At 63.5% G+C, this 25,619-nt stretch carries 24 protein-coding genes; 10 read left to right on the top strand and 14 right to left on the bottom strand.

All coding sequences use genetic code 11. From position 1 onward, the window contains the following. Positions 1–29: 29 nt before the first annotated feature. Together QN084_RS15045 and QN084_RS15040 are read right to left on the bottom strand one after the other, a co-directional pair. Positions 30–728, bottom strand: a complete 699-nt coding sequence (locus QN084_RS15045; RefSeq protein ID WP_069694660.1) for an SRPBCC family protein — start codon at positions 726–728, stop codon at positions 30–32. Then, entirely contained in the window at positions 712–1,368 is a 657-nt protein-coding gene (locus tag QN084_RS15040) for an ArsR/SmtB family transcription factor (protein WP_069694659.1), read from the bottom strand. Before QN084_RS15040 ends, QN084_RS15045 begins: the two co-directional genes overlap by 17 nt. Positions 1,369–1,480: 112 nt before the next feature. On the opposite strand from QN084_RS15040, the gene QN084_RS15035 reads away from it, so the two are divergent. After that, positions 1,481–2,410, top strand: coding sequence for a pseudouridine synthase (locus tag QN084_RS15035; RefSeq protein WP_069694658.1), 930 nt, complete (start codon positions 1,481–1,483; stop codon positions 2,408–2,410). Positions 2,411–2,463: 53 nt separating this feature from the next. Here the strand turns inward: QN084_RS15035 and QN084_RS15030 are convergent, their stop codons facing one another. Then, the gene (locus QN084_RS15030) at positions 2,464–3,018 is read right to left on the bottom strand and encodes an O-acetyl-ADP-ribose deacetylase (protein WP_069694657.1); all 555 of its coding nucleotides are present in this window, start codon (positions 3,016–3,018) and stop codon (positions 2,464–2,466) included. A gap of 74 nt (positions 3,019–3,092) precedes the next feature. Here QN084_RS15030 and QN084_RS15025 point away from each other — a divergent pair, with 74 nt between their 5' ends. Beyond that, a complete protein-coding gene (locus QN084_RS15025; protein ID WP_164888685.1) occupies positions 3,093–3,725 on the top strand; it encodes a DedA family protein in 633 nt (210 codons plus the stop codon). A 13-nt stretch (positions 3,726–3,738) separates the two neighbouring features. Here QN084_RS15025 and QN084_RS15020 read toward each other — a convergent pair whose 3' ends face one another. From QN084_RS15020 to QN084_RS14985, 8 genes are all read right to left on the bottom strand, one after another. Continuing rightward, a complete protein-coding gene (locus QN084_RS15020; RefSeq protein WP_062095173.1) occupies positions 3,739–4,044 on the bottom strand; it encodes a hypothetical protein in 306 nt (101 codons plus the stop codon). Between the two features lie 98 nt (positions 4,045–4,142). Then, positions 4,143–6,941: a phosphoenolpyruvate carboxylase gene (gene ppc, locus QN084_RS15015; protein ID WP_062095171.1), complete on the bottom strand. Its 2,799-nt coding sequence runs from the start codon at positions 6,939–6,941 to the stop codon at positions 4,143–4,145. 116 nt (positions 6,942–7,057) lie between these two features. Continuing rightward, positions 7,058–7,387, bottom strand: a complete 330-nt coding sequence (locus QN084_RS15010) for a hypothetical protein (protein WP_128397186.1) — start codon at positions 7,385–7,387, stop codon at positions 7,058–7,060. 43 nt (positions 7,388–7,430) lie between these two features. Then, positions 7,431–8,540: a hypothetical protein gene (locus QN084_RS15005; protein ID WP_069694656.1), complete on the bottom strand. Its 1,110-nt coding sequence runs from the start codon at positions 8,538–8,540 to the stop codon at positions 7,431–7,433. Then, positions 8,537–9,814 carry a glycosyltransferase family 2 protein gene (locus QN084_RS15000; protein WP_069694655.1) on the bottom strand — a complete coding sequence of 426 codons (1,278 nt, stop codon included), beginning with the start codon at positions 9,812–9,814 and terminating at the stop codon, positions 8,537–8,539. The genes QN084_RS15005 and QN084_RS15000 overlap by 4 nt, the downstream gene beginning before the upstream one ends. Next, complete coding sequence (locus QN084_RS14995; protein WP_069694654.1) at positions 9,811–10,725, bottom strand: ATP-grasp domain-containing protein; 915 nt, start codon at positions 10,723–10,725, stop codon at positions 9,811–9,813. The genes QN084_RS15000 and QN084_RS14995 overlap by 4 nt, the downstream gene beginning before the upstream one ends. Then, positions 10,725–11,639 carry a PIG-L deacetylase family protein gene (locus QN084_RS14990; RefSeq protein WP_083261935.1) on the bottom strand — a complete coding sequence of 305 codons (915 nt, stop codon included), beginning with the start codon at positions 11,637–11,639 and terminating at the stop codon, positions 10,725–10,727. Before QN084_RS14990 ends, QN084_RS14995 begins: the two co-directional genes overlap by 1 nt. 420 nt (positions 11,640–12,059) lie before the next feature. Further along, the gene (locus QN084_RS14985; RefSeq protein ID WP_139126734.1) at positions 12,060–13,361 is read right to left on the bottom strand and encodes a sigma-70 family RNA polymerase sigma factor; all 1,302 of its coding nucleotides are present in this window, start codon (positions 13,359–13,361) and stop codon (positions 12,060–12,062) included. A gap of 556 nt (positions 13,362–13,917) precedes the next feature. Between QN084_RS14985 and QN084_RS14980 the strand changes: the two genes are divergently transcribed. The 3 genes from QN084_RS14980 (at position 13,918) to QN084_RS14970 (ending at position 16,807) form a co-directional block, all read left to right on the top strand. Beyond that, positions 13,918–14,346 (top strand): hypothetical protein, encoded by a 429-nt coding sequence (locus tag QN084_RS14980; protein ID WP_285750291.1) that lies wholly within the window; start codon positions 13,918–13,920, stop codon positions 14,344–14,346. Between the two features lie 92 nt (positions 14,347–14,438). Beyond that, positions 14,439–15,791 (top strand): Ig-like domain-containing protein, encoded by a 1,353-nt coding sequence (locus QN084_RS14975; protein WP_168529622.1) that lies wholly within the window; start codon positions 14,439–14,441, stop codon positions 15,789–15,791. Between the two features lie 191 nt (positions 15,792–15,982). Next, positions 15,983–16,807, top strand: coding sequence for a DUF1684 domain-containing protein (locus QN084_RS14970; protein WP_069694651.1), 825 nt, complete (start codon positions 15,983–15,985; stop codon positions 16,805–16,807). A 71-nt stretch (positions 16,808–16,878) separates the two neighbouring features. Here the strand turns inward: QN084_RS14970 and QN084_RS14965 are convergent, their stop codons facing one another. Both QN084_RS14965 and QN084_RS14960 read right to left on the bottom strand, forming a co-directional pair. Then, positions 16,879–18,096 (bottom strand): acyl-CoA dehydrogenase family protein, encoded by a 1,218-nt coding sequence (locus tag QN084_RS14965; RefSeq protein WP_069694650.1) that lies wholly within the window; start codon positions 18,094–18,096, stop codon positions 16,879–16,881. After that, positions 18,093–18,884, bottom strand: a complete 792-nt coding sequence (locus QN084_RS14960) for an SDR family NAD(P)-dependent oxidoreductase (RefSeq protein WP_062095152.1) — start codon at positions 18,882–18,884, stop codon at positions 18,093–18,095. Before QN084_RS14960 ends, QN084_RS14965 begins: the two co-directional genes overlap by 4 nt. A gap of 93 nt (positions 18,885–18,977) precedes the next feature. Between QN084_RS14960 and QN084_RS14955 the strand changes: the two genes are divergently transcribed. The 4 genes from QN084_RS14955 to QN084_RS14940 all read left to right on the top strand — a co-directional run bounded on the left by QN084_RS14955 (position 18,978) and on the right by QN084_RS14940 (position 24,117). Further along, a complete protein-coding gene (locus tag QN084_RS14955; protein WP_062095150.1) occupies positions 18,978–20,129 on the top strand; it encodes a glycoside hydrolase family 76 protein in 1,152 nt (383 codons plus the stop codon). Positions 20,130–20,313: 184 nt separating this feature from the next. Beyond that, positions 20,314–21,357 (top strand): iron ABC transporter substrate-binding protein, encoded by a 1,044-nt coding sequence (locus QN084_RS14950; RefSeq protein ID WP_062095148.1) that lies wholly within the window; start codon positions 20,314–20,316, stop codon positions 21,355–21,357. A 4-nt stretch (positions 21,358–21,361) separates the two neighbouring features. Then, entirely contained in the window at positions 21,362–22,957 is a 1,596-nt protein-coding gene (locus QN084_RS14945; RefSeq protein WP_170828561.1) for an ABC transporter permease, read from the top strand. Then, positions 22,954–24,117: an ABC transporter ATP-binding protein gene (locus QN084_RS14940; protein ID WP_021471585.1), complete on the top strand. Its 1,164-nt coding sequence runs from the start codon at positions 22,954–22,956 to the stop codon at positions 24,115–24,117. Before QN084_RS14945 ends, QN084_RS14940 begins: the two co-directional genes overlap by 4 nt. A gap of 57 nt (positions 24,118–24,174) precedes the next feature. Here QN084_RS14940 and QN084_RS14935 read toward each other — a convergent pair whose 3' ends face one another. After that, the gene (locus QN084_RS14935) at positions 24,175–24,798 is read right to left on the bottom strand and encodes a YdeI/OmpD-associated family protein (protein WP_069694649.1); all 624 of its coding nucleotides are present in this window, start codon (positions 24,796–24,798) and stop codon (positions 24,175–24,177) included. A 104-nt stretch (positions 24,799–24,902) separates the two neighbouring features. Here QN084_RS14935 and QN084_RS14930 point away from each other — a divergent pair, with 104 nt between their 5' ends. Next, a complete protein-coding gene (locus tag QN084_RS14930; protein WP_069694648.1) occupies positions 24,903–25,619 on the top strand; it encodes a hypothetical protein in 717 nt (238 codons plus the stop codon).

The following is a 25,619-nucleotide window of genomic DNA, read 5'->3' as shown; positions in this document are numbered from 1 at the left end:
CCAGCGCTGGGAACAACCCCTAGTGCCAGTTAGTTGGACGAGTAGACCTGCTCCAGGAAGGCGCCCCAGGTTTTGGCGGTGAGCTCGGACTCGCCGCTGCCGCCAAACTCGTGGACAGTCATGCCCACCGGTGCACCGAAAGCGTTCCGGCCAAAGAAGCGGTACATCGTGTCCGACGTGCGGATGCCCAGGAAGTTCTCGTTCGAGAAGTCCACTTCCCCTCTGAGCCGTCCCACACCGTCGACGTCCACATCAATGGAAGTTCCGGCAGCAGCTCCTTCGACGCCCAACGCCTCCTTCAACTTGATGAAGCCGTCCGGCGTCCGGGATGCCGCAGGTGCCTGGACGTCGGTGAAGACCACCGGTTGTCCATCGAAGTAGCGGAGGTACTGGCCCAGGGTGTGGAGGTAGAACTCGGTGTGCTTGCTGGCGCCGTCGTATTGCTCGTCCCAATTATCGGCAAAGATGCCGCTGTGCACGTAGTGCAGCTTGGCCCGGCCACCTTCAAGCGGCTCAAGGACGTGCTCCAACTGGTTGAACCAGCCGTCAGGGCCCTCCATGCGGGAAACCAGGTGGTTTGGGTGTTCCTCCACGGTCTTCACGTCAGGCCACTGGTCGGTGGGGAACATCCACGCCGAGGTGCCCTTGGTGACGGCTTCCCAGACGCGCTCAGGAGTTCCGGGCAATTCGGTGTCCGCCACAATTTCGAACTTACGGTTGCCAGTCATTGCTCTGGTCCTTTTCTGCTGGTGCGTGCGTTGTTTGTTCAGTTAATGGAGTCTTCAGTGCCGGATGAAGTACGACGACGAGGCGGTGCTTCCGTGCGCCGCCCGCCACTGCGGCAGCACCGCCGTCGTGATACTTGTCCACGAGCCGCGTCACGGCGACGCCGAGTTCCTCGGCGAAGGCGGCCCGCTCGGCTGCGGAGCGGAAGGTGATTTCCCCGTCGATGGCGAAGCTGGCGAGCTTCTTCTTGGCCGCCGCTGCGCCGGAGATGAGCTTGCCCATTTCCTGCACGGTGCGCGAAGCCAGGGAGAGGAGCCAGAAGGCCGAGAACCTGTCGGCAAAGCGGCGGGGATCGGGCGCCACGGAAGCCAGCGCACTCGGGGAAATGAGGTAGGACGCTGCCGTGGCACGCACGACGCGCTCGGTGACGTTGCCCTTGCGCCGCTCCTCCACCAGTTCCACCAAGCCATGCTGCTCCAGGGCCTTGAGGTGGTAGTTGACCTTCTGGCGCGGCATGTCCACCCTGGCCGCCAGCTGCGTTGCGGTTGCGGGCTGAGTGAGTTCCTGCAGGATCCGGGTGCGGATCGGATCCAGCGATGCTTCCGCCGCGGAGGGATCCTCGATCACTTCGATGTCCAACATGCCTCAAGTATCACTACCGACAACTTTTTTTGTCAAGAACTTTTTTGTGTTCGGTAGCCCCCTCCCCAGGGTCCAAGGGAGGGGCTGCCGGGCAACGTAGAATTATTCGGTGATGCAATCCCCCCTCCCCGTGCGCGACGGCGTGAACGCAACCCGCCTCCGGCTTCCGGATGAGGGCCCGTGGGAGACCGCGATGGACTACATGATGCATCGCTGGGGGCACATCGATCCCAAAGGCATCGAGGACCGCTTCGACGCCGGCGAAATTGTGGGCGAAGGCGGAATCCCGTTGAGCCGGGCCGCCAAACTGGAGGACCACACCTTCATTTGGTACTACCGCACGCTCCCGCCGGAGACCCGCTTGCCCGTGGAAATCAACATCCTCCACCAGGACGAGCACATCCTGGTGGTGGACAAGCCGCACTTCCTGCCAACCACCCCGGGCGGCACCTATATCCAGGAATCGGCACTGGTCCGGCTGCGGAACCTCCTAAACCTGCCAGACCTCATCCCCATGCACCGCCTGGACAGAATGACGGCCGGTATCCTCCTCCTGTCCACCAACCCGGAAACACGCGGCAAGTACCAAGTGCTCTTCGAAAAACGCCAGGTCCAGAAGGACTACGAGTGCGTCTCTGCCGCGACCCCGGCCGCAGGGTATCCCGCCGTCGACTTCCCCGCAGTTGTCCGCAACCGCATGACCAAGTCCCGCAGCTACCTACTGGCAGAAGTGGTTGACGGCGAACCGAATGCGGAGACCCGGATTGAACAGATCAGGACCTTCGACGCCAGGGCGCAGCGCCGCGCGCTGTACCGTTTGGAACCACACACCGGGAAAACCCACCAACTGCGGGTTCACATGGCCTCACTGGGACTGGGCATCCTCCACGATGCGTTCTACCCGGACCTGCTGGACAAGGCGCCGGACGACTACAGCAAGCCGCTGCAACTCCTGGCCAGGGGTATCCGTTTTGTTGACCCCATCAGTAAGAAGCCCGTGGAGTACCGCAGCCGCTTGGAGCTCAGCGAAGCCCGCGTCTGACGCTCCGACGCGGCCCTATCCAACATGCGCGGCCCTATCCTTCAAACACAGCCCTAACCTTCAAAAACGGACTGAAAGACGGCCGCCGTCTGCTCCGAAAACAGCACGAACTCCACTATTTCCAGCGGACTTCCCGGGCCGCTGTTTCCTGAACCGCCTCGTTCCGGAACGGAGTCCCCCAAGGCGGTGACGACGTCGTACGCCACCTCCGCAACCTGGCGCGCATCCCAACCGTAAATCCCGGCACTGATCGCGGGAAAAGCCACGCTGCCGACGCCCAACTGCGAGGCAACCGCGAGGCTTTCGCGGAAACAGGAGGCAAGCAGCCCCGGGTCCGTTTCCCCGGCATGCCGGTTGGGCCCCACGGTGTGAATCACCCACCGCGCAGGAAGCCGGAACCCGGGAGTCGCCACGGCTTTCCCCACGTCCAGGCCGCCGGGCAGTTCGTTCCGCCGCAGTTCCCGGCAAGCCTCCAGTAATTCGCGCCCGGCCGCCCTGTGAATGGCACCGTCCACGCCCCCGCCGCCGAGCAATGATGAGTTGGCGGCGTTGACGATCGCGTCCGTGCTTCGCGTGGTGATGTCGCCTTGCAGGATCTTTATACGCATGCCGCCAGTCTTCCGTCGCGGGTGGGCAACGGCAAGGGAAGCGGCGGGCACGGCAAGTGCGGTACGTTGTGCGGGTGGACTTCATCTCGCCCGATTCGTGGGGATCGGCCATCTACCTGTGGATTGTTCCCGTGGTGCTTGGTGATGCCATTTTTCCGCCCGTTCCGTCAGAGATGGTGGTCATCACCGGCGGCGCCCTCGCGGCTGACGGCCACGCCAACTTCTGGTTGATCTTGTTCCTGGCCGCGTTCGCCTCATGGCTTGGCGATATGGCCGTCTACCTGCTCTTCAAACGGCGCATCAGCCACGTGCTGGACCGGTGGTCCTGGGGAAGGAAAACCCACTTGGCCATTCACGAAGCCATCGCCAAGGCCGGACGGTCCTCAACGTACGGGGCCATCATCGGTGCGCGGTTCATCCCGGCCGGGCGATTGGCGACGTCGGCCGCGTCAGGCATTGCCAACGTGTCCATCCGGGGATTCAGCCTGTGCGCCGGGCTTGGCGCCATCCTGTGGGCGGTATGGCAGGTTGGCTTGGGATACTTTGCGGGATCAGCCACCAAGCTGCCGTTTTGGGCGAGTTCATTGATCGGCGTGGCCGTGGGCCTGCTGATCGGCGTCGTGGTGGGCCTGATCGCGACGCGTCGACGCGGGAGCGCCTCACCAGTGGATGAACCGTTCGACGGCGACCTGCCGCAGCCCGAATGATGCCCCACCTCCGCTAGATCGGCGACCAGCGCCCCCGGCTGCGCCGCAGCACATAGAGGGCACCGGTCAGAGCCACGCGTTCGACGGCGTCACGCACCATGGCAGCGGACGTCCGGGCGGCGTCGTTCTCACCCGCGTAGTCCTGGGCATCCACCGTGAACCGAAGACTGATCTGGGGAACACCGCCCACAATGTCCAGCTGGTTCGATTCCACGTGGTGGCGGGTGCCCAGGGCCTCCACAGCTGCGGCCATCACGGACTCCGGCGCATTGCCGGGCTTGAGGCCTGTGATCTTCAGCTTGGTCTGGAACGAAGGCATCCCACCACCCTATCGTCGCCCCGGACGCTCTATCGCATCCCAACGGGTTTCGCCGGACGCTCTATCACATCCCGACGGGTCCCCCCGGGGTCGCTCTCCTAGCCGGTGTTCCGCAGGCCCGCAGCAACGCCATTGACCGTGATCAGCATGGCCCGCTGGAGCCGCTCATCGATTTCAGCTCCGGACACTGATTCTTCGCGGACGCGACGAAGGAGCTCCACCTGCAGGTAGCTGATGGGGTCAAGATACTGGTCCCGGATTTCCAGTGAACGCTTGAGCGTGGGCTGCGCGTCCAGCAGTTCCAGTTCCCCGGTGAGCCTCTCGACCTCGGCGACCGTCAGTTCGTACTCGTCCCGGATCATGTGGAAGAGCCGGTGGAGTTCCTGCGGCACCAAGGAGGACACGTAGTGCCCGGCAATTTCCATGTCCGTCTTAGCCAACGTCATCTCGACGTTGGAGATCACGGAACGGAAGAAGTGCCAGCGCTCCATCATCTCCATCAGCTGCTCCGTGTTGCCGGACTCGCGGGCCTTCTTCAGGCCTGAACCGACGCCGAACCAACCGGGAACAATCTGACGGGACTGGGTCCATCCGAACACCCACGGGATTGCACGCAAGCCGCCCAGGCCTGCACCGGAATCGGGACGCTTGGACGGGCGGGAGCCGATGTTCAACGAGCCCAACTGCTCCACGGGCGTCGATGCCAGGAAGTAGGCCGGAAGGTCGGGATCGTCAATCAGGGCGCGGTACCGTGCGAACGCGGCGTCGGAAATGGTCTCCATGACGTTGCCGTAGCGTTCACGCTGGTCCTCGGACGTGCGCGGAGTGCGGTGCAGGGCCGAGCCCTGCATCACCGCCGCCAGCGACAGTTCCAAGTTTTCGCGTGCAAGCTCCGGCAAGGAGTACTTGTCCGAGATAACCTCGCCTTGCTCGGTGAACTTGATCTCACCCTCAAGCACCCCGTTGGGCTGGGCCATGATGGCGTCGTAGGTAGGTCCACCGCCGCGCCCCACTGAACCACCTCGGCCGTGGAAGAGCCGCACGCGGACACCATGCTTCGCAGCGACGTCGCGCAACTTCCGCTGGGTCTTGTGGATTTCCCACTGGCTGGTGAGCACGCCCGATTCCTTGTTGGAATCCGAGTAGCCCAGCATGATTTCCTGGATGTCCCCGCGCAGGCGGACGAGCTCACGGTAGGACGGATCAGACAAAAGCTGGTCCACGATTTCCGCAGAAGCACGCAGTTCTTCCACCGTCTCAAGCAGCGGAGCGAAACCGATCCGTGCGTGCGGATTCGCCCCGAAGAGGTCAATGAGCCCGGCTTCGCGGGCCAACACGGCGGCTGCCAGCACATCATCGGCACCGCGCGTCATGGAAATGATGTAGGTTTCCACGACGTCCGGCCCGTAAGTATTCAGGGCCTGGCGAATGCTCCGGAAGACGTCGTACGTACCGTCGGCGGCGCCGTCGAGCTTAATGGGGTGGCCGGACAAGGGACGGCGGGACGCCAGCTCTTCGCCGAGGAACGCGAGGCGCTCCTCGCGGGTGAGGGAGCCATACGGCTTCTCCGTCCCTAGCCTGTCGACGAGTTGACCCACGGCGTCGTGATGGTAATCGGCATGTTCACGGATGTCCAAGGTGGCCAAATGCAGACCGAACGCTGCGAGCGCCCTCCTGACACGGGCCAGGGCACCGTCCGCCACAAGCCCGGCGGCGTGGTTGCGGAGCGACGTTTCCAGGAGTCCGAATTCGGCGAGGAGTTCGGAGGTCGTGGCATAGTCGCGGCCCGGCTCGTGATACGTCGACGCCGAGATGCGACGCCCCGTATTGATGAGCTTGGCTTTGATGCATGTGAGCTTGAGCCTGTACGGCTCCTGCGCATTGAGCTCCAGCACCCGTTTGTCCAGGCCGGGCAGGTTCTTGAGGTCCACCTCGATGGAGTCCAGCAACTCCTGGTCAGCGCCGAACAGTGCGGTGGAGTTGGAAAGGACGGAAATCAGCTCATCGATCAGGGCAATGCTGATCCGGACCGCATTCTGGTTTTGGAGCTGGAGGATCTCGCGGGTAACAGCCGCCGTGACGTTCGGGTTGCCGTCCCGGTCACCACCGATCCAGGAGCCGAAGCGCAAGGGCGCGGCGCCTGTGGGGAGCTTGACTCCGTGTTCCGCCAGAAGCTCGGAAAGATCCGTGAGCATCTCCGGCATGGCATCGGTGAGGATGCTGTTCAAGTAGTAGATGGCATTGCGCGCTTCATCCACGGGAGTCGGCCGCACTTGCCGGAGCTCGTCTGTTTGCCACATCTGATCGATGATTTCGGCGAGCTGGCGGTCCTGACGGCGCCTGGCCGAGGTGCCTTCCGCAGTGGGCTGTGCCAGCACATCGGAAAGCTTACGGATCTTGTCCAGGACCGAACGCCTGGAGGCCTCCGTGGGGTGAGCGGTGAAGATCGGGCGGACATCGAGTTCGTTGACTACGTCCTGCAGGATCTCCGGCCCTGCCTGACCCGCGATTTCGGAAACGGCCTTAGCCAGCCAACCGTCCTTCTCCTGCCTGGTCCGCAGCCCCCGCACCCGGTGGACCTGCTCGGCAGCGTTGCTGAGGTGGAAGTAGAAAGCGAAAGCCCGGACCAAGTCGGTTGCCTGCTCCAGCGGCAGGGAGGCGAGCAATTCGCGGACCTGGGCTACGACGTCGTGCGCGCTCCACGGTCCGGTGGCATCGGCGCCGCCACGCGCCGCTTCCTTGGACTCCTTGGTCAGCAGGCGGACCTGCTCCACCAATTCCAGCAATTCGGGACCGTGTTGCCGGACCAACGACTCGCCCAGCAGGGTTGAAACCCTGCGGACGTCGGCTCGCAGTTCCGCGGCGAGATCAGTGGATTGCTGGGCAGTGTGAACCATGGAGTATTACCTTCGGAATCGGGTGTGGCCCGTACACTGCGCTGGATACTGTGAGCCGGATTACTAATGTTTCCCAAGGGATATTACCGGCAGCCCGGGATACCGCGGAATGCGTCTCAAATACTGGTTTCCGTGAAGCGCCGATCGTCCTTGCGGGTTGGCCCGCGGCCCAGCACAATCCTGCCGTCGTAGGGGTCGCCGCCCGGTACGCGGGGCCCCGCCGTCAAGTGCTCGTGCCTGCGTTGCCGCATCTCTTCAACGGCCGCCGCGGACTCCCACCGCGTAGGCGCACCGGTGGCCGGCTCGATCATGGACAGAACACTGCCGAGCGTACCGGTAGCCCCTTTCGCCGGGACGCCCCTACCCACCAAACGCACCCCCGCCCAGATCGACGCGAGGACAAGCCCCAAGCTGACAACTGCGGAAATCACGCCCTCCATCCCCATGCCAATCAGGGTACGCCCGCCGCACATACACGGACAGGGGCTTCTAGCGCCCCGACCAGGCCTTCTTCAGGACCTCCCAATGCTCGTCAGTCATCAAGCTTGCCGGCGTCACCGACACCGAGGCGGCGCCACCGCGGGCGGCGTCCCGGAGTTCCCGCCCAAGCCGCTCAGGCGTGATGACCCCTTCCGAAGGCCACAGGCCCAACGACAGGGACATACGCCAACCGGCACGCCGGTTCATGGCCCGGAGCAGCTCCTTGGTTGGGGGTGCGTCGGCATCGTTCAGCCCAACGTACTGCCAGACATGGAGACGATCGAGCTGTTTAAGGAGGAGGTCGTAGTCATGCCCACTGTCCGAGCGATCCCCGGTGGCCAGCACCAGCGGCGAGCGCACGTCGGTCTCGGTCCGGACTCCATAAGGCTCGACGGCGGCACGCACCTTGCGGACGATGTCCGCCACTGCCTCGCTGCGCCACGTGCGGAGGTGGGCGTCCGCGGCGTCGATGGAACCGCTGCTGTTCCGGGGCCAGTCCTTCAGCCCGGTGGTCGCCTTGAAATCTTCAAGGTCATCAGTGCCGAATGTGAAGTCGTCAAACATCAGCTCGGTGAGGTCCACCGCCGTCGGGCGATACCGTTCGGCGACTTCCGATGCCAGGGCGGCCAACCGGTCACCCGCCTCCCCGTTCCGGAGGGCATTGACGCTCGCGAACGACGACGACCGTTGTCCGCTTGCATTCCGACCTGCAAGGGAAGGATCCTCCCCAAGGCTTCTGCCCAGGAGAACATCGATGGTCAGGACAATGTCCCGTTGCCGCCCTCCCGCCGAAGTACCTACGGCCTTGATGGCCTCGGCAACATAATCCCGGCCTGTCGCCGCAACTGCACCGGAGACAGCGTTGGGATTGCTATAGGACGGAAATGCCGTCCAGTCGGTGCGGCCCACGGCAAGGGAAACGGCTGTGGCATCCACGGCATCGAGCTGACCCGCAAGCCGGGGAAGATGCCCGGGATCATTGGTGGCAATGTCCTCGAACCCGAGGTTGACCATTCGGTCGGCGGGCCGCGAAGATTGCGCCGAAGATGACGACGTCATCACCAGAGATGACGCCGCCACCGCGAGCGCCGCCATGGCGGCGGCTATCTTTCGCTTCATGTTGGGGATCCGGTGGCGAGGTCGCCGTCCGTTGCACTGACTGAGACCACCCCTGTGCGCTGAAGCTTGTTCCACCGGGCGGGGCTGCCCCGCAATTCCTTGACGATCGCGCTCGCCAACGCCAGCCCCACGAAGACTGAGTAAAACGGCCACAGAAACACCGTCCACACGAAGCGGAGATCGCGCCAGGACTTGTTCAGCCCAATGGAGAAGACGATCAGCAGCAAGGATACGAAAAGGCCCAGCCACCCCAGGATGGCGAGCACCTCCCCAGGGATGGGTCCCTTGCCGGCGAGATACAGGAAAGGCAGTATGCCCAGGATTAACAGCTGCAGTACAGGGATCAGCACCATGGTGACGGCGTTGAAAATCAGGAACAGCCCAAAGGGCCCGTGATCCCATGTGCCCAGCATCCTGGCGTGCATGCGCAGGGTCTGCAGGAGGCCACGCGACCACCTCACGCGCTGGCGCCACAGACCGCCCATGGTGGACGGCGACTCGGCATAAACGAGTGCCTTCGGTTGGAAGTTGACCCGATAGCCTGCGCCATAGACGCGCCAAGTCAGCTCGAGGTCCTCACCCAGGGTGTCTTCGCAGAACCCGCCGACCTGCCGTACCAGGTCCGTGCGAAAGGCGCCGATGTTGCCGGAAACGATCGGAAGGCAGTGCATCAGCGACAAAGCCCGCCTGACGAGCCCTGTACCCACATGGCTGAGGATGGCGAGCATTCTGGTCTGAATCCGGTCCAGGTTCACCGGGCGGTCATCGCCGCACACGGCGCCCACCTTTGGATGGTCGAAGCCCTCCAGCATGTACAGGACAGTGTCCGGGGCGAAGATGCCGTCCGCATCCACGAACATCAGTACATCCCCGTGCGCGGCAGCGATTCCGGTGTTGAGCGCGGCACCTTTTCCGCCATTGGCCTTGGAAATGAAACGAACCCGGTCATGCTGATCCGCAAGTCCGGCCATGATGGAGGCAGTGTTATCCGTTGACCCGTCGTCCACCAGGATAATTTCCAGCCGAAGATAACGGCTGGCCAGGATGGACTCTACGCAGTTGGTGATCACCACTGCCTCGTTGTAGCCGGGGACGATGACCGAAACCAACGGCCTGCCCTCGGCCAGGGAGTACTTGTGCCTGACCCCCCGGGGCCGGTGGATGCGGTTGAAGTACAAAGCCAAGGGAACGTAAAGGATCTTGACGGCGCCAAACGCCAAAATCACCAGGCCTCCGATCTGGACAAAGGCAAGCGCGACGTCGACCAGCGTCACCCTGCCAGCCCTGACGGCAGACCCGGAACGTGGGCAGCCAACACGCTGTCCAAAAGCTCCGGTGCATGTGCGCTGTTGGCCCCGAAACGCGCATTGATTTCCAGCACGACGGGAGTCCCGTCCGGCATGCGCCTGATGTCCAGGTCCACCGGTCCCACCAGGGCCAGGGCGTCGACTGCATCCCGGGCCAGCCCGGCTACGTCGGCATTGGCCGGGCTGTCTGTCCGGCGTACCGTCACGGCGTTACCTATCCGCCCCTGCTTGAGCTCGGTCTTCTCGAGCACGACGACGACGGCGGACCCTCCTTCCGCCCGGTGAACGACAGGCGCGAATTCGGTTCCGGGTGCGAAGCGCTGGACAATCCATGAGTCGTCGATAGTGGACCATATTCGTGCGGCGTGGCGGCCCCGGTCCGCGAGCTTCTCAAGGACGCGGACTCCACGTCCTCCCCGGGAGACGCGCGGTTTGACCACGATAGGACCGCCCAGGAAATCCATGGCTTCTTCCGCGGAATCGAAACTGCCGGGAAGCGCGAAGTCCGGGACGCCTACACCTGCGGTGTCCAGGCAGGTCATGGTGAGGAATTTGTCGTTGGCTATGTGGACGGGAGCGGGGTGTCCGATCACGACTCCGACGCCCGGTGCAAAATCATCACGGGCCTGGGCAACCAGAACCAATTCGTCGCTGACTGTCGGGATGACTGTATCTACGCCGTGTGAAGCCACAAGCCCACGCAGTTCCCAAAGGTATTGCGGAGCATAGGCACGCGATACGCGCACGACGACGTCCGCAAGGGAAGGATCAACGTCCTCCATATCAACACCGAGCACCCAGTGCCCCCGCGACCGGAGTTGCTGCGCCAGTGACGAACCTGCCGGACCCCCTAAGCCCGTTACCAGAAAGCGTGCCATCAGAACTCCCCCACTGCTGAACCGAGCAAACGGACGGGCTCGAAGCCCTCCGCGTAGTTCTGCTTGGCCTGGGAGCCCCGGAACGCTGCCAGGCTGCGGATTCGCTCAGGGCTCATGTAGGGCTTTCCCTTCTGGTCGCGGTGCATGGACACAGCGTGGATCTTCACGTCCACGTAGCCTGCGATGTCCACAAAGACGCTCGGATTGAATTGCCTCGTGGCAGACGGGCTTTCGAAGCACAAGATTGATGAGTGCTGGCGGGCCGCACGCATGGTGGCCTGATGCACCGCCAAGTGGTCCTGATGGTAGTCATGCCCTGAATGGGTCATCACAACATCCGGATTGAAATCCTTGATGAAGGCCTCAATGGTTTGAACCATCTCCTGGCCCTGCTGGGACAGCTTGGTGTCCTTGAAGTCGTGAACCTGTACTTCCGCGGCGCCCATGAACTCCGAACCGGATGAAGCCTCGACGGTGCGTACGGTGCTGTCGCCGCCTTGGCTTCCCGCACTCATCACCAACGTGCGGACCTCGTGCCCGGCATCTGCGAGCTTCGCCAAGGTAGCCCCGCACGCCAATTCAAGATCATCCGGGTGCGCTCCGATGGCCAGTACTCGGCGCGGCTGAGTCGCAACGCCGTGATCAATCCTCAATGCCGGGGACACGAGGAAGCCCACCAGCAGCGAGGCTCCGCTCAGCAGGACGAGGCCCTCAAGCAATGAGCGAAGGAGTGGCGTCAGCAGGCTCATCACCAACGCGGCAAGCAGTACTCCCCCGGCGCAGGCCATGGCCCACCTCAATCGGTGTGGTGTCCTGAACCTGCGGACTATCCAGTTCTTTCCGGCGGGAGCGATGGCCCCAACCACCGCCAAGGCGCCAAGCGCGCCCGCAACGACGAACAACGTCGCTTTCATTCTTCCCCTAAGTTCGCGGATAGCTAGCCCCACCTCGGGTGCTGCTATCTAGCAGTGGAGGAGGTCCCCCCTTCATGACGTACCGGACGGTGTGATGCAGCGCTCAGTCGCCGCGACCGCGAGCTCAGTACTCATAGCGGAGGTTGCCCGTACTGAATTCGCTGCCACTGAAGGAGTAGGTGAGGACGCCGCCGACCGGCCGGCTCGTGGTTTCTGCGGTCATATGGAAGTGCAGCTTGCCGGGCCGGATGGAACCAGTGTTACAAGTGACGGTTTGTTGGCCTTGGAACGAGCAAGTCCACCCCTTGGGGACAGTCAACGACTTCTCCAGGATGCGGGCATCAGGGCCCAGTGTGAAGGTGGCCGTACCCGGCCCGGAGGGTGCTGCCCCTCGTTGAAGGAAGTGCACGTGAACCGCGGTCAGGCCTGTGCGGGCGTCCTGAGCCGCCCAAACAGAGGTCGAAAGTGCAGTGGGATTCGCCGGTTGATCCGGTTGATCCGGTTCATCCGGTTCATCCGGTTCATCGGGTTCATCGGGCGCAGGGACCGGTTCCCGCTGAGGCTGCAGCGACTCTTGTGGACTTCCCGGCGGCAGCTCTTCCGTTGGCGCAGCTCCCTGCACCCCGGCAGCTTTTGGGACTTCCCGCTCATCGGATGGTTGCTGTTCCTGCTCCGTTGGCTGCATCTGCGCGGGGCCGATGCGGCGGAGGGCAGTGCCGACTCGGGGGCCTGTTCCTGCGCGGATGCCGAAGGAGTCCCTGTTGCCTGACCGGAGGGCGTTGACTGTGGCCACGAGGGAAAGACAGAAGATTGGGCCTCGGGCTGCATGGAGTCGGCACGGTTGACCACCGGAGTTTCTGGAACAAAAAGACCGGCAACCCCCGAAACACCCAAGGCCAGCCCCAAACCCGCAGCCGCAACGACGGCCATCATCACTGGCTGGCTGATGGCAGGAGCCACGATGGCCGCCTTTACCGGGGCAAGTCCGCCCAGAACTCCCAGTCCGGCACCCTTGCCGGCCCATAAAGCCACCGGAACTCCGGTGACCATGGGAAGAAGCACAGCCCTCATGCTTCCTTGGACATCTTTCAGTTCGGAGAGGGCGTGGGTGCATTTTGAGCAACCGCCCAGGTGCTGGCGCATTTTCCGCGACGCTGCCCGGGACAATCCACCACGGATGTACTGGCCTAGCTTCGAGGCATACACGGCGCATTCATCGTCGTGTTCATCAGCCACGTGGGCCTGTAAGTACTGCCTCCTCAAGCCTTCCCGGGCGCGCAGAGCGAGCGCTGAGACCGCGTTGGGTGAGAGGCCAAGGATGGGTGCCACCGCGGCGGGCTTCATCCGTTCCACGTCGAGGTACCACAGGACGGCCTTCCAGCGTTCGGGCAGCGCTTGGAATGCCTTGGCGACAGCATCCGATTCAAAAGCCTTGATAGCGGCATCCGGTTCCGACAGTGGGCGGTCCAATACGGCGTCGTCGCTACTGGGCAGAGTGCTTCCCGCTTTGCGGTTGCGGTGGTGGGAAAGCCTGGTGACGGTGGACAGGAGATACGCCCGGAAGAAGTTGTTGGGCCCTTTCCCGGCGACCAGGTTTTGCAGCACCGCCTGAAAGGCCTCGGCCACCACGTCCTCTGCGTCACTGGGGTTGTCCACGTTCCGCCGGGCAACCGCAGCGGCGATGGATATATGCCTCTCGTAGAGGTGGTCGAAGGCAGACATGTCGCCGCCGCGTACCAATTCGATATAGTGTCCGTCGCTCAGAACATCCGCGCCGGAATTATTGTTTGTGTTTTTCCTGGAGGCCACTATGGCATCCACACAACATAGAGAATTGCGCCCATATAAATGCAGTGATGGCGGGCCAGCAGATGTGACGCGAGTTTCTCGAAAATACTTTAAGAACGTTGCCTTGGAAAACTACGTCACGATCGGGAACAAGGGGGCACTATCCGCATATGACATCGTTCCGGAACAAATCCCTCGCCGAATGTTCATTTCCGCGCCATGTGCTCCTCCGGCGGTGGCAGACAGCCAGCTACAAGAGGGGCTGGCGGTTCCGGGCGGATTGGTTGCTGCCTGAAGTGCGCACAGTAGTCACGTCCTTGGCAACGTGCTATTCGGTCCCCGCAATGACCGCCAGGTCATTGGGTGCGGCCAGGGCCAGAAACGGTGTGGGGATCAGTGAAACCATGACTGACTTCCGGGCCCTCTTTGTTGCTGCTGACCAAACACTGGATATCGACCACTCCAGTCCCTGGCAGAGGGCTGGGCGGAGGTGTCCGAAACGGTCCCGCCCATCTCGTGCACCGACGTCTACACAGGACTCGCCACACCAGCCCACTTCCAGCGTCGGATCCACGAAGTCTCCGTCGAAGATCCGGGCGCAGGGCCGCACGCCGTGGCCGTCATCGACCTCCCCGAACCACAGGGTGGCCGCAGCCACTGCTGGACCCTGTTGGCGCTGCTTGGGGATACGGTCCAGGCCGAACTCAAGGGAACTGGCGCCACGGCCATGTACCAGAATTCTTCAGTCCACGTGTTACTGCCGCTCTCGGCTTTCAGCCTGGGGCGTCTTCTGAACTGCAAGATCGCCGTGGAGTCCCTCGGGGAAGGAGTCCTCAGCCCGGCAAGGGTGAAGTTCCTGCCTTTCTCAGTCGACGCAGGGGCAACCACGTCCACAAATTCCCGCCCGGAGTCCATCTGAGCAAAACCTGGAACCTGGCGTCATGATCATCCTCAAGCGACCACTCATTAATGACGAAAATCTTTCGAGGATGCTAAGGACTTCCCAAAAAAATGAATAAACCGCTTCACATGAAGACCACCGCGTTGATGGCCGCATTTCTGGCTGTCTTCCTGACCTCTCTAGCGCTGGTCTGGGCTGCGCAGCCGGCCACTGCTGCAAATATTCCCGGAGCCAGCATCAGCATCAGCACAAACTCCGTAGTGACAAGCCAATGGGACCAGGTCGATCTGACCTGCGAGTGGAGCGTGCCGGACCACTCGCAGCCCGGGGACACCTTCCAAATGCAGCTGCCCCAAGAGCTTCGCTGGTTCGGCGCAGCATCGTTTGACCTGGACAATCCCGAAGGCGAAACTGTTGCCACCGCGGTGGCCGATGACTCGGGATTGGTGGTCTTTACCCTGACTGACTTCGTTGCCACGCACCCGCTTAAGGTGGGCGGCACGTGCAACTTCTCGACGCGTTACGCGGAGGTTCCGGGTGATGAGGAACGCGAGCAACTGGAATTCACCGTTGGCGATCGTGTTGTCCGTGTACCTGTAACCGTCACCCCCTGCGTCACCGACTGCACGCCGGCACCGGAATCTGCAGGCAAGGCGATGTGGTGGGCTGATGCGGGTCAGACACGGCTCGAGTCCATCATTTACATGCCGCCCATGCCCTCGCGTTCAAATGACGTGACGGTGACGGATACTCCTTCCGCAGGGATGGAAATTGACTGTGACGACGTCACACCGCGCGTTGGCCGAACCGTCAACGCAAACGGCAACATCACCGATCCCATGGAAACCGATCGCTACCCCGCTGTTATCGAGTGCACACCGCAGGAAGTAACGGTGACGTGGACGGGTCTTCCCAGAGGGGAACGCGTTGAGCTTTTCGTCGTCACCGAGGTTACGGATGCGACGTTGGATGCCTACACGAACACCGGCACTGTGACGATCGACGGCATCGAAAATCCGGTCGGCGCAGAAACCCGACGGACCAGCGCCGAAGGAACCGGCGACGGCACCGCCACTCCGACGCCCACGCCCACGCCGACCACAGCCACGCCGACGCCTACGCCTACGCGCTCCAGCAGCACACCCACGCCCACCCCAACACCCACCACCGCCACGCCGACACCGACGCCTACGCCGACCATGCCCACACCCACCATGACGGAACCCGCAACAGCCGAGCCCAGCACCTCGGCTCCGACGCCCTCCACGCCGGTGACAACACCCGCAGTCGAGGCTCCGAGCCAAACGCCGGAACAGCCAAAGAAGGTCCAGGACGACACTGAACTGGCCAGCACGGGAGCCAACGGTCCGGCCTTTGTCTTCGCCGCAGCCGCCTTGTTGGCATTGGGTTCACTGCTCGCCTTCGGCGCAGCACGGCGGTCGTCGCAGCGTCGTTCGCACTAAGGGCGTTGCCACGATCCGGCTCGCGCTGGCATGTATTGGGGGCCAGCGCGAGCCGCTCCATTTAAGCAGCCACGAAATTAAGGTGGGGGTAGCTGAAAAAGGGAAAGGAATTTTTACCCCTGCACCACGGTTTGTCCGTACGGTTGAAGTCCTCCAATCCATGGAGAACAGTCAAGGAACTGAGGAGAACCATGAGCGCGCCCACCACGGCTGATCAACAACTGGCACGCTGGGAGAGGTTCCGGGCAGGCCGCAACGCCGCGTTGGCGGCCGACCACGGATGGCTGACGCTCACGTCCTTCCAGTGGTTGGGGTCAGTCCCCGAACCCCTTGAGCTGGTCCCGGGGTTTTGGTCCACCGACGGGGCCTCCGCGACGCTGACGGCCGCGGCGGAAGACGGGTTGACGTTTGTTTCCTCGGGTGACCCTGTAATAGGGACCTACTCAGAAACCCTCCAGGACGAGGAGTCGCTGAACTGGGTTCAGTACGGCGGGTTGGACGGCACTCAGGTGGTCGTGGAGTTGGCCATGCGTGCGGACAAGTACGCCATCCGCACGCGTGACAACGGCTCCGCCGTCTACACGGAGTTCTCCGGCGTCCCCACCTACCCCTTCAACCCGGAATGGGTGATCAGGGGGAGGTTCGAGGCGTATGAGAATCCGGTGGAGGTTCCCATCGGCACAGCAAACCCGTTGGTAGACGGTGTGCATGTGTCCGTTGGCGAAGTGGTGTTCCACGTGCCCGGGATAGCGCACGAGGTCAGGCTGCATGCAGAAGCCGAGAAGCTGGGTGCCCTCAACGTGACCTTCCACGACGAGACCAATGGAGACACCACGGACGAGTGGCGCAAGGTCTTCATTCCCAAGCCTCGCCCGGACGGTTCGGTGATCATCGATTTCAACCGTGCCATCAACTACCCCAGCGCGTTCACGCCCTATGGCACCTGCCCCATGCCCGTCCGTGGCAACTCGATCGATGTTCGCGTTGAGGCGGGCGAAAAGCTCCCCGCGGACTAACGGGGACCAACGCGCACCAACGCAGGCCAGCAGCGAACCCGCAGACCCACAACGCCGGCCGGACCACTCCGTCAAACGATCGCCGAGTGTCCCGTCACCGCACGGCCCACAATCAAAGAGTTGATCTCAAAGGAACCTTCGTAGGTAAAGATCGCCTCGGCATCCGCGAAGACCTTGGCCATGCCGAAATCGGTCACAATACCGTTTCCACCCAGGATGGACCGGCCCATCGCGACGGTTTCCCGCATCCGTGCGCTGCAGTATGCCTTGGCCAGGGCAACTTGTGCCATGTCAGCCCCACCATGCCGCACGCCGTGGGCGTCAGTGAAGATCCCCTCCTGGAGTTGGGCAATACGGACCATCATTCCCATGCTGGCGGTGGCATTGCCCAGCATGTTCACCAGCTGTTGCTGGATGAGTTGGAACCTTGCGAGAGGCCTGCCGAACTGAGTGCGTTCCACGGCGTACTGCCGGGCGATGTCGAAGGCAGCCAACTGCTGCCCAACGGCCTGCCAGGCCACCATGATCCGGGAGCCCCTCAGGAGATGGTTGGTGTCGGCGAAGCTACTGATTCCTTCGAACCGGTCGGCTTCCAGGACCTGCACATCCTCGAACCGGATGTCGGCGTTTTGGACGGTTCGCAGGGCCACTTTGTTTTCGATGCGGGTCCGAGTGATTCCCGGCAATGAGGCGTCCACAATGAAGCCCCGGATCGAACCGTCACCCTCGTCCTTGGCCCACACCAGCATGTAGTCACAAAACGTCCCGTTGCCGATCCAGCGCTTGGCGCCGTTGATCACCCAATAGTCGCCGCCGTCGGACTCCGGCCTGGCGACGCGCCGGGCGGTGGTCTCCATGCCGCCGGCGACGTCGGATCCGTGATCCGGCTCGGTCAAGGCGAAGGCGCCGGTGGTGCGGAGGCTGGAGGCGTCGTCGAGGTAGCGGTCCTGCTGGGCGTCACTGCCAAAGTCGTAGAGGGACTCAACGAAGAGATCGTGGTGCACCATGAAGAACGTCGCAATTGAGGTGTCAACACGGGTCATCTCCGCGATAACCAGCCCAGCGAAGAGGTGCGTGTAACCGCGCTGGGCGGGTGCACTCAGACGCAGTGCCGCCAGCTTGGGAAGGATGTGCTCAGGGAACTCCGCGCGGTCCCACCACTGGCCGGCGTAGGGTGCGATCTCGGTGTCGAGGAACGCCCGCAGCTCCTTGAGCTTGCGTTGTTCCTGGACGCTGAGGAGCGATTCGAAGTCAAAGAAGTCTGCCGCGGGGAGTTCCTCGCCCATCATTTGAGCCCCATGCGGATGGCGCCATCAAGCCGGATGGTTTCGCCGTTGATCATGGCATTCTCCACGATGTGCGCTGCCAGGTTGGCGTACTCGGCGGGCCGGCCCAACCGGGCGGGGTGGGGCACCTGCTGGCCCAGGGATTCCTGTGCTGCCGGCGGCAGGCCGGCCATCATGGGCGTCTCGAAGATGCCGGGCGCGATCGTTGCTACCCGGATCAGCGAACGCGCGAATTCGCGGGCGAGAGGCAGTGTCATTGCCGCAACGGCGCCCTTGGACGCCGCATAAGCCGGCTGCCCGATCTGCCCTTCGAATGCCGCCACGGAGGCGGTGTTGATGATGACTCCGCGCTCCGGGCCACCTAGCTCGGTTGTAACCGGTTCGTTCTGCACCATGGCGGCGGCAGCGAGCCGCACCACGTTGAAGGTCCCCACGAGGTTGACGTGGATGACCTTGTTGAAAGCCTCGAGGGGTAGCACGCCGTCGCGGCCAAGGACCTTGCCGGGCGTTGCGATTCCGGCGCAATTGACCACGATCCGGAGGGTGCCCAGGGCCGCCGCGGCATCGATGGCGGCCTGGATTTGGGCTTCGTCGGTGACGTCGGCAGCCGAGAAAACTGCTTGCTGCCCGGAGGACGTGGCGTTCAATGCAGCGGCGTATTCCTCCCCGGCTGACTGGGGCAGGTCCACCAGCACCACCGAAGCTCCGGCGTCGAATAGCCTCCTCGCGGTGGCCGCGCCCAGCCCCGAGGCTCCCCCTGTTACCAGCGCAACCGTGCCTTTGATGTCCATTCATCCTCCTTGATGCAGACCCAAATCCGTTAATGCATGTTAACTGGAATCCGGGTCCGGCGCACGTCACTTCCTCCCGGCTAGGCTTGATCCATGCCCAGCACGAGCGCAGAACCACCCCTGTCCGCAGTACCGGCAGCAGTATGGGGAGAACGGGCCGACGCTGCAGCGCGTTCCGTGACGCGAACTTTCGGAAAGCGGCTCTTCTTCCTGCCCGGCACCCACATCGGCGCCGTCAGCTTTCCGGGCAGGTTCAGCCTCTTCGGCCCATGGCACTACTGGTGGCAGGCCCATTATGTGGATTGCCTGGTGGACGCGGGCCGCAGGGAACTCGCCTCGGGAGCAAGGTTCGACGGCGCCTCCCGCCCCAGCGCGGGCAGGCTCGCTTCCCGGCTGGTGACCACCATCCGGCTCCGGAACCGTTTCCGCTTCGTCAACCATTTCTATGACGACATGGCTTGGCTCGCGCTGTCGACGTTCAGGCTGGAGGAACTGGCCCGGGAGACCCGCAAGCCCGGACGGCGCCGCAACGCCTACGTTCGCAGGTGCCTCACGTTGCAGTTCGATTCTGCGGCTACGGAAGACCTGGGCGGCGGAACTTACTGGAGTACCGCGAGGGATTTCAAGAACACGCCCGCCACGGCTCCGATCGCACTGTATTTTGCCAGGACAGGGCAGAGGGACAAGGCGAAAGCCTTGGTGGCGTGGCTCAACACCAGGCTTCTGAACCAGGACACGGGCCTGTATATGGACGGCCTGCGGATCAGGAACGGCGAGCCTGTTCTTGAGAGCGCCGTCTACACCTATAACCAAGGTCCCGTACTCGGCGCGCTTCTGGAACTGGGCGGAGCAGTCGAACTGGAACAGGCGTCGAGGCTGATCGAGGCAATCGGCCGCGGCCTGACCCTTCCGGGTACCGGCGTCGTCCGCTGCGAGGGCACCGGCGATGGCGGCCTCTTCACCGGAATACTCTTGCGCTACCTGGCCTTGGCCGCCCGGGACGCCAGGCTCCCGGAGTCGACCCGCTCGGCGGCAAGGGACCTTGTCCTGGCTACCGCCGAGGCCATGTGGACGGGTCGTTCGGAACGGACCCCCGGCGGCCGGGAAGCCTCCAGGCCCCGCCTCATCTTCTCTTCCGATCCACAGCGTCCGGCCGGCGAAACATATCCAGAGGGGTCCGCCGTCGAACTTTCCACCCAACTTCAGGCCTGGATGGCATTGGAAGCGGCCGCAACGCTGGGCTAGGGGAATTACGTCACGCAATACTTGTGTAATTGACGTGATCCTTGTCACATAAGGCCTTCAGGGCTTCGTAAAGAAGGGTTGCCTAACCTACGCTTTTCACAGCGGGCACCCCCAAATCCCCGCCGCCCGCAGAGGCCCGGACCGACTTCCGGGCACCCACATCTGTTCGCAGAAAGAAGTCCGCATGAAGCTCCGCAAGAACGCGCTGGCAGGAATCGCTCTCGCCGCCACTGCCGCACTCGGCCTCGCCGCCTGTGGCTCCAACTCCGGCACCCCGGCCGCCTCCGAATCCGCTTCCGGCGAAGGCATCACGGTCTACAACGCCCAGCACGAAAGCCTCACCAAGGAATGGATCGACGCTTTCACCAAGGAGACCGGCATCAAGGTCACCCTCCGCCAGGGCTCGGACACCGAAATGTCCAACCAGATCATCCAGGAAGGCGCAGCTTCCCCGGCCGATGTGTTCCTGACCGAGAACTCACCCGCAATGGCGCAGGTTGAGAACGCCGGTCTCTTTGCCGACGTCGACAAGGCAACCGTCGACCAGGTTCCCGCCGAGTTCCGCCCCTCCACCAACAAGTGGACCGGCATCGCTGCCCGCTCCACCGTCTTCGTGTACGACAAGAACAAGATCAGCGAAGACAAGCTGCCCAAGTCCATGCTGGACCTGGCCAACCCTGAGTGGAAGGGCAAGTGGGCTGCGTCCCCCACCGGCGCCGACTTCCAGGCAATCGTGTCGGCCCTCCTTGAACTGAAGGGCGAGGCCGCTACCGAAGAGTGGCTCAAGGGCATGAAGGAAAACTTCAAGGCCTACAAGGGCAACAGCACCGCCATGAAGGCCGTGAACGCCGGTGAAGTGGATGGCGCGCTGATCTACCACTATTACTACTACGGCGATCAGGCCAAGACGGGCGAGAACTCCAAGAACGTCACCCCGTACTACTTCAAGAACCAGGATCCGGGCGCCTTCCTGTCCGTTTCCGGCGGTGGTGTCCTGAAGTCCTCCAAGCACGCTGAGGACGCGCAGGCATTCCTGAAGTTCATCACCGGCAAGAAGGGCCAGGAAATCCTGAAGAACGGCACCTCCTTCGAGTACGCCATCGCCTCCGGGGTTGATGCCAACGAGAAGCTGGTTCCCATCAAGGAACTCCAGGCTCCCACCGTTGATCCCGCAAAGCTCAACTCCACAAAGGTCACCGACATGATGACCAAGGCAGGACTGCTGTAACTACGTGAGTACCGACCTTTCGGCTTCCGGCACCCAAGCGGGAAGCACGACGACGGCGGGCAAGGGCAAGCGCCCTCGCCCGCCTTTCGGCGTCTCAACGGTGTCCGTCCTGGCCATCCTGACGGCGCTCTTTTCACTTCTGCCGCTGGGCTACGTGGTCTACATGACCGCCGCGACGGGCTGGGACACCGCCGTCGAACTCATCTTCCGGCCCCGCGTCGCGGAACTGCTGCTCAACACCATCCTGCTGATGGTGATTACGGTCCCCGCCTGCCTGGTTCTTGGCGTGGGTGGAGCATGGCTCGTGGAGCGCACCAAACTGCGCGGCCACCGCTTGTGGGCGGTGGCACTGGCTGCCCCGCTGGCCATTCCGGCCTTCGTGAACAGCTACTCGTGGGTGTCCGCCGTGCCGTCCCTGGCGGGGATTTGGTCCGGCGTCCTGATCGCCACGCTTTCCTACTTCCCGCTGGTCTACATTCCCGCCGCGGCGACGCTCGGCCGCCTGGATCCGGCGATCGAACAGTCCGCTGCATCGCTGGGTTTGGGCCCGTGGGCTGTTTTCTTCCGGGTTGTCCTGCCGCAGCTCCGGATTGCCATGTCCGGCGGGGCGCTCCTGGTGGCACTCCACCTGTTGGCCGAATACGGCGCCTTTGCGATGATCCGCTTCGATACTTTTACGACGGCGATCATGGTTCAGTTCCAGTCGACGTTCAATGGCACCGCGGGAAACATGCTGGCCAGCGTCCTGGTCTTCCTGTGCCTGATCCTGCTGGTCGTGGAGGTCCGGAGCCGCGGAACAGCACGCTACGCCCGCATCGGTTCCGGGGCGCAGGCCAAGGCAACCCGCATGCCCCTGGGCCTCTACCAGGTTCCTGCACAGCTGGCTCTCCTGGCGCTTACCGTTCTGGCGTTCGGAGTTCCGGTGTGGTTCGTGCTGCGCTGGATTGTGGCCGGCGGCCTGGACGTCTGGGCCGCGGATGAGTTCATTCCGGCGCTGCTGCAAACGCTCATGTACGGTGCGGTCGGGGCCCTGGTCACCACCATCGTGGCGTTCCCCATGGCCTACCTGGCGGTGCGGCGCCCCAGCTGGTTCAGCAAGATGCTGGAACTTTCCAACTACATCACCAGCTCCCTTCCGGGAATCGTGGTGGGCCTGGCCTTCGTCACGGTGAGCATCCGTGTGCTGCCGGGCGTGTACCAGACCGCCGGGGTGCTGATCGCCGCCTACGTGCTGCTGTTCCTTCCCCGGGCCCTTGTGAACCTGCGGGCCGGGCTCGCCCAGGCGCCCAAGGAGCTCGACGAAGCCGCGCAGTCCCTGGGCAAGGCGCCGCTGGTCTCCTTCTTCCGGGTCACCCTCCGGCTTTCGGCACCGGCAGCTGCCGGCGGTGCGGCCTTGGTGTTCCTGGCCATCGTGAACGAACTGACGGCCACCCTGCTGTTGTCGCCGAACGGCACCAGGACCCTCGCCACGGAGTTCTGGAGCAAGAGCAGCGAGATCGACTACACCGGCGCAGCCCCCTATGCACTGCTGATGATCCTGCTCTCGGCACCCATGACCTACCTGCTTTTCCAACAGTCCAAGAAAGTTGCCGGACAGTGACCGAACAATCCCCTTCCCGACTCCCCGCGCCGCGTGTGGCACCCTCGGTGGCCTCCTCCACCAACCCACACTTGGACATTGCGGAGGTCACCAAGAACTTCGGTTCGCAGTCAGTGCTGAAAGGGGTCAACCTTTCGGTCGCCAAGGGCGGGACCACGGCGATCGTGGGGCCCTCCGGTTCCGGGAAGACCACACTGCTGCGTTTGATTGCCGGGTTCGAGCATCCGGACACCGGGTCCATCAAACTTGATGGCACCCCGGTGGCGGACGGCAACGTCTGGGTTCCCGCCCACAAGCGCCAAGTTGGTTACGTGGCCCAGGACGGTGCCCTGTTCCCGCACCTTTCCGTGGGGCAGAACATCGCTTTTGGCCTGGATGCCGGAAAGCTCGACGGCGGTCGCCGTGCGGTCAAGGAACGGGTCGCCGGGTTGCTCGACATGGTCTCCCTTGACCCGGCCATGGCAAAGCGCCGGCCGCACCAGCTTTCCGGCGGCCAGCAGCAACGGGTGGCCCTGGCCCGCGCCCTGGCCCGCGAGCCTGAATTGATGCTGCTGGACGAGCCCTTCTCTGCTTTGGATGCCGGCCTGCGCGTTGCTACCCGCCGGGCCGTCGCCAAGGTACTCAACGAAGCCGGCGTAACCACTATCCTGGTCACCCACGACCAAGCCGAAGCCCTCTCCTTCGCCGACCAGGTGGCCATCATGCGCGGCGGCAAGCTGGCTCAGATCGGCAACCCTTTCGTCGTCTATACCCGCCCCGCGGACCGGGCCACAGCGGAGTTCCTTGGAGACGCAGTCTTCCTCGATGCGTGGATGGAAGGCTCCTTGGCCACCTGTTCCCTGGGCGGAATTCCGGTACGCCGGCCACCGGCCCAGGGCAAGGTCCAGCTCATGCTCCGGCCGGAACAGATCCGGATCGCCCCGGAGGGTCCTATCCGCGGCGTAGTGGTGGACACTGACTACTTCGGGCCTGAAACCACCGTTCGCATCAAGCTCGGAGACTACCGGGCACCGGACGGCAGCGCTTCGGGCAACAGCCACCGGTACCCCGGCGGTGGAGAGATCATCACCATCCGCCACTGGAACGCGTCCATCACCAAGCCCGGGACCGAGCTAAGCCTCCGTGTCATAGGCGAAGGCGTGGCGTTCCCCATCGAGTAGCCCAACTGGGTCGCATTTGTGCGCGTTTTGAGCCCTGTAAACGCGCACAAATGCGACCTACTTGGGTGGGGTTTGGGGCTTCGGTGGGGTATTGGGTTTTTTGCGCTGCGGGTACGGGGTTTCGTGGCGGGCCAGCATCTGCACGAAACCTGCGATTTTCCGCGCCCGGGTGTCGGCACCCTTGACGTGGTTGGTCCTGTGAATGAGGGCGAAGCGGTTCTGGGAGGTCAGTACCTCGAACATCGCCTGCGCCTCGGGCACGGCGGCGATGGCCGCGGCAAGATCGTCCGGAACCACCGAATCGGCGGGGCCGGCATAGGCGGCCTCCCAGCGTCCATCGGCCTTGGCGGCGTCGACGGCGGCACGCCCGGCGTCTGTCATCCTGCCTTCGGATTCGAGCCGGGCAATGTGCCCCACGTTGCGCGCCGACCAGATGCTTCGGCGCCCCCGGGGTGTCATCCGTTGAAAGTAGCTTTCGGCGTCGCGGCTCTTGGATTGTCCATCGATCCAGCCGAAGCAGAGGGCCTCGTCCAGCGCGGCGTCGTAATTAAGCTCCGTGACGTTCCCGCCCTTCTTGTGCAGGATCAGCCACACACCCGGGCTGTCAGCGGCGTGCTTGGACAACCAGTCACGCCATTCGGAAGCATCGGCAACCATCAGTTCTTCGAGCTCAACGGCCATGGCCCCATTCTGCTGGCAACTGCCCCACATGCGGAAGCGGAGTCAAAACACCTTTCACGGCATAGGCTGAACCGCAGAGACCCTGCCGCGCCCAAGGAGGAGCCATGCTGCGTGCCCGCCCGATCCATTTCACGTCCCGGCTTGAACCATGGGTTGAGCTGCTGGAAGCTTTGGGGCTGGTAGCCACGTCCGAGGCCCGGGACCGGGTGGAGTTCGACGCCGGATCCGGTCGCCTTGCGCTGCTAAGGGTCAGTCACCAGCAATCCGAACCCCGGGACGGCAGCACCGCTTTCGGTGTAGAGGTCGGCGTGCTGGAAGAATTCGCCCGACGCACCCGTGACGACGGCACCCGGGCCACGGTCACGGAATCCGCACAGGGCGAGACCGTCCACGTCATCGGCCGGGATGGTTTCAGCTTCTTCGCCGGCCAGGCCCAACGGGCACCTGACGGCAGTTGGGCTACCTCGGACAAAGCCGACCCGGCACTTGCCGTGGTGGCCACGTGGGTGAGTCCCGACGTCGACGGTTCCGCCCGGGAGCTCGCCAACATCGGCGCCCGTCCCCGGACAGCCGACGACGAATCCGCGACCTTCACCACCAAGAACGGCGGGATCCTGCAGGTGATTCACGGAACCGCCCCGGAGTCCGGAGACCTGGCCTTCGAGTACGACGGCGGCTTGGAACCTTTGCTGGAGCGGCTGCACGAAGGGGGCATTGACGCGAGGATCGACGACGATGTCCTGTACGTCGCCAACCCGGATGCCGTGGGCGGCTCCGCGCCGGCGTCCATGGTGATTCGGAAACCGGCACCGGGTAAATAA

The organism is Paenarthrobacter sp. R1 (genome assembly GCF_030264015.1).
In the GTDB taxonomy this organism is placed as follows: Bacteria; Actinomycetota; Actinomycetes; order Actinomycetales; family Micrococcaceae; genus Arthrobacter; species Arthrobacter ureafaciens.
Note: the sequence above shows the minus strand (reverse complement) of the source record. Positions and strands in the feature narration are given on the sequence as shown.

Excerpts from the sequence above, each read along its gene's own strand:
- ppc (WP_062095171.1), bottom strand. The coding sequence starts at position 6,941 with ATGGTTCACACTGCCCAGCAATCCACTGATCTCGCCGCGGAACTGCGA.
- QN084_RS14970 (WP_069694651.1), top strand. The coding sequence starts at position 15,983 with ATGAGCGCGCCCACCACGGCTGATCAACAACTGGCACGCTGGGAGAGG.
- QN084_RS15020 (WP_062095173.1), bottom strand. The coding sequence starts at position 4,044 with ATGCCTTCGTTCCAGACCAAGCTGAAGATCACAGGCCTCAAGCCCGGC.
- QN084_RS15005 (WP_069694656.1), bottom strand. The coding sequence starts at position 8,540 with ATGAAGCGAAAGATAGCCGCCGCCATGGCGGCGCTCGCGGTGGCGGCG.
- QN084_RS14950 (WP_062095148.1), top strand. The coding sequence starts at position 20,314 with ATGAAGCTCCGCAAGAACGCGCTGGCAGGAATCGCTCTCGCCGCCACT.
- QN084_RS14960 (WP_062095152.1), bottom strand. The coding sequence starts at position 18,884 with ATGGACATCAAAGGCACGGTTGCGCTGGTAACAGGGGGAGCCTCGGGG.
- QN084_RS14975 (WP_168529622.1), top strand. The coding sequence starts at position 14,439 with ATGAATAAACCGCTTCACATGAAGACCACCGCGTTGATGGCCGCATTT.
- QN084_RS14935 (WP_069694649.1), bottom strand. The coding sequence starts at position 24,798 with ATGGCCGTTGAGCTCGAAGAACTGATGGTTGCCGATGCTTCCGAATGG.
- QN084_RS14930 (WP_069694648.1), top strand. The coding sequence starts at position 24,903 with ATGCTGCGTGCCCGCCCGATCCATTTCACGTCCCGGCTTGAACCATGG.
- QN084_RS14965 (WP_069694650.1), bottom strand. The coding sequence starts at position 18,096 with ATGATGGGCGAGGAACTCCCCGCGGCAGACTTCTTTGACTTCGAATCG.
- QN084_RS15035 (WP_069694658.1), top strand. The coding sequence starts at position 1,481 with ATGCAATCCCCCCTCCCCGTGCGCGACGGCGTGAACGCAACCCGCCTC.
- QN084_RS15030 (WP_069694657.1), bottom strand. The coding sequence starts at position 3,018 with ATGCGTATAAAGATCCTGCAAGGCGACATCACCACGCGAAGCACGGAC.
- QN084_RS14955 (WP_062095150.1), top strand. The coding sequence starts at position 18,978 with ATGCCCAGCACGAGCGCAGAACCACCCCTGTCCGCAGTACCGGCAGCA.
- QN084_RS14995 (WP_069694654.1), bottom strand. The coding sequence starts at position 10,725 with ATGGCACGCTTTCTGGTAACGGGCTTAGGGGGTCCGGCAGGTTCGTCA.
- QN084_RS15010 (WP_128397186.1), bottom strand. The coding sequence starts at position 7,387 with ATGGGGATGGAGGGCGTGATTTCCGCAGTTGTCAGCTTGGGGCTTGTC.
- QN084_RS14990 (WP_083261935.1), bottom strand. The coding sequence starts at position 11,639 with ATGAAAGCGACGTTGTTCGTCGTTGCGGGCGCGCTTGGCGCCTTGGCG.
- QN084_RS15045 (WP_069694660.1), bottom strand. The coding sequence starts at position 728 with ATGACTGGCAACCGTAAGTTCGAAATTGTGGCGGACACCGAATTGCCC.
- QN084_RS14985 (WP_139126734.1), bottom strand. The coding sequence starts at position 13,361 with ATGTCTGCCTTCGACCACCTCTACGAGAGGCATATATCCATCGCCGCT.
- QN084_RS15040 (WP_069694659.1), bottom strand. The coding sequence starts at position 1,368 with ATGTTGGACATCGAAGTGATCGAGGATCCCTCCGCGGCGGAAGCATCG.